The sequence below is a fragment of the Arthrobacter sp. Soil736 genome (assembly GCF_001428005.1).
In the GTDB taxonomy this organism is placed as follows: domain Bacteria; phylum Actinomycetota; class Actinomycetes; order Actinomycetales; family Micrococcaceae; genus Arthrobacter.
The window spans coordinates 1-5,487 of sequence record NZ_LMSB01000053.1 but is presented as its reverse complement, the minus strand read 5'-3'; the positions used below and the strand labels follow the sequence as shown (position 1 = coordinate 5,487).

At 62.6% G+C, this 5,487-nt stretch carries 6 protein-coding genes; all 6 read left to right on the top strand.

The genetic code is table 11. The annotated features are described in order from the left end of the window. Positions 1-532: carbohydrate ABC transporter permease (locus ASG92_RS30095; protein ID WP_157372246.1), on the top strand; the 532-nt coding region annotated here is incomplete at its 5' end. Positions 533-571: 39 nt separating this feature from the next. Next, positions 572-2,026, top strand: coding sequence for a xylulokinase (xylB, locus tag ASG92_RS23230; protein ID WP_056634101.1), 1,455 nt, complete (start codon positions 572-574; stop codon positions 2,024-2,026). Next, positions 2,026-2,679, top strand: coding sequence for a hypothetical protein (locus ASG92_RS23225; RefSeq protein WP_056634098.1), 654 nt, complete (start codon positions 2,026-2,028; stop codon positions 2,677-2,679). The genes xylB and ASG92_RS23225 overlap by 1 nt, the downstream gene beginning before the upstream one ends. Next, positions 2,657-3,193 carry an SIS domain-containing protein gene (locus ASG92_RS23220; RefSeq protein ID WP_082579683.1) on the top strand — a complete coding sequence of 179 codons (537 nt, stop codon included), beginning with the start codon at positions 2,657-2,659 and terminating at the stop codon, positions 3,191-3,193. The genes ASG92_RS23225 and ASG92_RS23220 overlap by 23 nt, the downstream gene beginning before the upstream one ends. 53 nt (positions 3,194-3,246) lie before the next feature. Further along, positions 3,247-4,749, top strand: a complete 1,503-nt coding sequence (locus ASG92_RS23215; RefSeq protein ID WP_082579682.1) for a mannitol dehydrogenase family protein — start codon at positions 3,247-3,249, stop codon at positions 4,747-4,749. 42 nt (positions 4,750-4,791) lie between these two features. Then, entirely contained in the window at positions 4,792-5,004 is a 213-nt protein-coding gene (locus tag ASG92_RS23210; protein ID WP_056634092.1) for a hypothetical protein, read from the top strand. Positions 5,005-5,487: the final 483 nt, after the last annotated feature.

Genomic DNA, 5,487 nt, shown 5'->3' with positions numbered 1-5,487 from the left:
GCCGGTGAAGAAGTGGACCGACGTCATGTTCTTCTTCCTCTCCACCAAGATGATGCCCGTCGTCGCCGCGATCCTGCCCCTCTACCTCTTCGCCAAGACCACAGGCGCCCTGGACAACATCTGGTTCCTGATCCTCATGTACACCTCGATGAACCTGCCCATTGCGGTCTGGATGATGCGCTCCTTCCTCGCCGAAGTGCCGGTGGAAATGCTCGAAGCAGCCCAGATCGACGGCGCAAACCTGCTCCTGACCCTCCGCAAGGTCATTGCCCCGGTGGCGATGCCCGGCATCGCGGCCACTGCGCTGATCTGCTTCATCTTCAGCTGGAACGAACTGTTGCTGGCCCGTGTCCTCACGGGGGTGGTGGCCGGCACCGCTCCGGTCTTCCTGACCGGCTTCGTCTCCAGCCAGGGCCTGTTCCTCGCGAAAGTCTGCGCGGCCGCCGTCGTGATCTCCCTCCCGGTGCTGTTCGCCGGCTTCGCCGCCCAGGACAAGCTCGTCCAGGGCCTCTCGCTGGGAGCGGTCAAGTGACCTCGGGATTTCTGCTCAAAGTGAAGGTGGTCTAGCGCCGTGGGTCTCTTTGCCGGCATTGACAGCTCCACCCAATCCACCAAGGTGGTCCTGTACGACGAGGAAGGGCAGGAAGTCGGGGCGGGTTCAGCTCCACACCCTCAAACCTTTCCTCCGGTGAGCGAACAGGATCCCGAATCCTGGTGGAATGCCCTGAGGGCCGCCCTTGGCCGGGCAACCGAAGCGGCAGGTGCCGGCGCTGGCGACATCCAGGCCATCAGCGTCGCGGCCCAGTGCCACGGGCTGGTGGCACTGGATGGCTCCGGTCGCGTCATCCGTCCTGCCAAGCTGTGGAACGACACCACCTCGGCGCCTCAGATGCGGCACCTTCTGGGCGTCTTGCCGGCGTCTGAATGGGCGGCGAGGACCGGCTCAGTCCCCACCAGCGCCTTCACTGTTTCCAAGCTTCTGTGGCTGCGGGACAATGAGCCGACGTCGTTCAAGTCGCTGGCGTCGATACTCCTTCCCCATGACTGGCTGACGTGGCGGTTGACCGGCCAGATGGTCACCGACCGATCCGAGGCAAGCGGAACGGGATACTTCGACGCTAGCCGCGGTGCCTACGACACACGCATCCTCGAGCTCATCGACCCTGACACGGACTGGGAACCGATGCTGCCCCGTGTCCTCGGCCCGACCACCGCGGCCGGGGTAGTCACCGAGCGGGCAGCCCGGGAGCTGGGCCTGCGCGCAGGGACCCTGGTTGGCCCCGGAGCCGGCGACCAGCATGCGAGTGCCCTGGGCCTGGGCGTGCGCTCCGGGGACGTAGCGTACTCGTTCGGCACCTCCGGGGTCGTGTTCTCCACCAGTGACAACCCGGTGAGGGACTCGGAAGGAATCGTTGATGGGGTAGCCGATGCCGCAGGAGGCTATCTGCCCTTGGTCTGCACGTTGAATGCGGCCCGGGTGACTGACGCTTTCGCCCGGTGGCTGAACGTCAGCCATGCTGAACTCAGCGAGCTGGCCCTTAACGCGCCAACCGCGAAACTGCCCGTGCTCGTCGCCTACCTTGACGGGGAACGCAAGCCCAACCTCCCCACAGCAACAGGTACGCTGGCTGGTCTGACAACCGGCACGACGCGCGAGCAGATCGCCCGTGCCGCGGTCGAAGGAGTCATCTTCGGCCTGCTCCGGGGAGAGCGCGCGCTCCAGGATGTCGGGGCTGCCATCACCGGCCGCGTCATCGCCACAGGCGGCGCATCCCGGTCGTTTGCTTACCCCCAGCTACTGGCAGACCTGAGCCACCGTCCGGTTCACCTGTCTGAAGCCCTCGAACCTGTGGCGGCCGGCGCAGCGATCCAGGCAGCGGCCTGCTTCCAAGGAAGGGACATACGTGACGTCCGCGATGCCTGGGCAGCCAAAGCGCATTTAGCTGCCGAGCCGCGGCCCGACGAGGAAGCAGAAGAACGCTTCAGCCGCTACCTTGCCGTCAGCCAGTTCAGCCAGGAAGCATGATGGGTCTGCTCACGAAACTGGCACAAGAGCATCACGTCCTCCTGTCCGGAAGCCTCCTGGCCGTTCCAAAGGACGAGCGGGTGACGGCAGCACGATACCTGGCACATCACGGACATTGGGTCCATGCGGACGTCATCGAAGGATCATTCCGCGGCCAGCCAGGCCTCAGCCTGACGGAACTCGAACAACTGGAGACCGTCGCGAACGTGCTGGACATCCACCTCATGGTCGATGACCCCATCCACGCCATAAGGACCCTGCCAATATGGCCACGGCGCCTCACGGTTCAACTGCGAAACCTTGGCGAGGCCGCAGAAGTAATGGATGTGGGACGCTCGATGGCCAGCGAGTTCTGGATAGCAATCGAAGGACTGCGCTCCCACGACCTTGAACATCTGAAGAATCTGAAACCCGATGGGGTGCTGGTCATGCTCACTCCTCCGGGCAGCGCGGGACACGCGGCTGATTTGGGCCGTCTAGGCACAGTCAGGGCAGTAGATACAGCCCACCTTTCCCCGGGAGTCGACGGTGGGATCACACCGGCCAACCTCCCCATCGCCGCCTCCGCCGGAGTCCGTTATGCAGTCTCAGGCCGGGCGTTCATCCACGAATTGAGTCAGGAGATGCCCCATGTCGGCAGTATCACCACTTAATGCCCTACAGATCGTCGCCAGCGAAATCACATGCTCGCTCACGGTAGACAGGCATGACCTTGAAGGGGCGAGAGCGGCTCTGGCCGCACCGACCCAACGTTGGTTCACGACCGGCCAGGGAAGGAGCGGCCTGGTCGCCGCCATGGTCGCCATGCGGCTGATGCACCTTGGCCACGACGCCCATCTCGTCGGAGAAGCGACAGCTCCCTCCGTCAGGGCAGGAGACGGGCTGATCCTCTTCTCACGATCGGGAACCACACCGATCACCGTGGCGCAGGCCCAGACAGCCAGTGCAGAAGGCGCAACAGTAATGGCAGTTACCGAGAACGCCGACTCTCCCCTGGCCGGAGCTGCGAAGGTTGTCCTGCGGGTCCCGGCAGGGCCTTCCCAGCAATTCGGCGGGAGCCGGTTTGAACAGGCAGCACTGGTGCTCTTCGACGGGATCATGTTCTCGCTCGCTCCCAGCCCCGAAAGCCAACGGACCATGCAGTACCGCCACGACAATCTTCACTGAACCACCCGAGCCTCACTGAACTACCGCGTGCATTTGAGCCCAAAGGAAACATAATGATCCACAACACAGAAGTCGAAACCCCGATAACCCTCAAGCAGGACAACCTCGGGAAGATCAACGCCGGTGGCATCGTTGCCACCCCCTCCTACGACCGCGACAAGCTCGTCGCAGGAATCATCCATTTCGGCGTGGGAGGTTTCCACCGTGCCCATCAGGCCATGGTGATCGATCGTCTGCTCGCCGCCGGGCTGGCCAATGACTATGCGATCTGCGGCGTGGGCGTACTTGAACAGGACCGGCGAATGGCTGACATCATGGCCGAACAGGACCACCTGTACACCCTGGTCCTCAAGCACGCCGACGGCACACGGGAAGCACGCGTCATCGGCAGCATCATCGATTACCTCTTTGCCCCCGACGATCCTGAGAAGGTCATCGAGCGGATGGCATCGCCCGAGGTCAAGATCGTGTCTCTGACCGTGACAGAAGGCGGATACAACTTCGACCAGGTCACCGGTGACTTCCTCGCCGATGAGCCGCAAATCCGCCGGGACGTCGAAAACCCCGAACGGCCAGCGACGGTCTTCGGTTTCGTCTACGCCGCGCTCCAGCGCAGACGCGAACGCAACCTTTCCCCGTTCACCGTCATGTCGTGCGACAACATCCAAGGCAACGGGGCTGTCGCCAAAGCCAGCTTCACGGCGTTCGTACGGCTCATCGATCCGGCCTTCGCCGACTGGATGGAAAAGAACGTCCGGTTCCCCAATTCCATGGTCGACCGCATTACCCCCGTCACCACCGAGGACGATCGGAAAGACGTAGAAAACCGGCTCGGCGTCCACGACCAGTGGCCCGTCGTCGCCGAACCCTGGTGCCAATGGGTTCTGGAAGACAACTTCAACGGTGAACGGCCGCCCTTCGACCAAGGCGGCGTCCAGCTGGTTGACGACGTCGAACCCTGGGAAATCATGAAGCTGCGTCTGGCCAACGTCGGGCACCAGACCATCTGCTACTTCGGAACACTCCTGGGCTACACCTACGCCCACGAAGCAGCCTCAGATGCGGACATCACACGGCTTCTCGAGGCCTACATCGAGCTCGAAGCCATCCCCACCCTGCACATAGTTCCGGGCCTCGGGCTCGACGAGTTCCGATCAGCGCTGCTTCCCCGATTCCGCAACCCCGAAATCAAAGACACACTGGCGCGACTTCGCGCTGAATCCAGCGACCGCATCCCAAAGTGGCTATTGCCAGTAGTTCGAGAGAACCTCAAAGCCGGACGCGGTGTCTCCCTCGGTGCAGCCATCAGCGCCAGCTGGGCACGATACGCCGAAGGCGTTGGAGAAAAAGGAGAGCAGTTCACGATCGTTGACCGACTGAAGGACGAGCTGATGGCCCTAGCCGCAACCCAGCGAAACGACCCCACAGCCTTCATCCAAAACCGGACCCTGTTCGGGAACCTGGCGTCAGTAGATGCTTTCCGAGACCCCTACCTCGCAACACTCCAGACGCTCTGGACCGAAGGCGCCCGGCTCACACTCCAGAAGCTTGTCTGAAGTTGAGCCGCCGGCACCGTCAACAAATGTATGGGAAGCGAAATGAGCTCCACTGATCAGGCACTTGCAGTCACCGCCTCCGATCCAGCAGGCATGGAACGCCAGCTCGACGAAGCCGTCAAAGTCCTCAGAGCCCGGGCAAGCACGGAAGACCGTAAGGGAATTCTGGTCACCCGGCATGGCTACGGTTCGTTCACCGTTTCCCTAAGCGAAGCCGTGCCCTACGGACAGACCCGCGAACACCAGGACTGGTGAACCAGGGACGTACATCTACTTTGCTGAATGCCGGCTGATCGCGAGCTCGCCCTGTCCGGGGTGGTGACGAAACCAGCCAACACGTCCAGGGCATCCTTCCGACGGAATAGGTACCTCCTTCCGGGCACTTGAGCAGTAGCTCCGTCTTGGCGTCCATGGCCAGCCGGGCGGGGGGTTCGTGGGGGCCGGCCGGGGGCTTCGGTGATCCGCGCGAAGGTGATCATTCACGTCGGTGATTTCGGTTTCGACTGGCCTGGCGCCAAACGAAACCGCTACGAAGCACGACTGAATCGGTCATTGGTCGAGTACGGGATCACCCTCATTATTTCTCCCGGGAATCACGACAACCACGACACCATCGAAAAACTTCATGTGGAGAGCGACGGCCTAGGAGACTGCTGAACTAATCGGCGGATGTGGGGCGCGTCGGCTGGACTCGTGAGCCTGGTGGTTAAGACTGGTCTTATGCAGGGACGCGAGGAC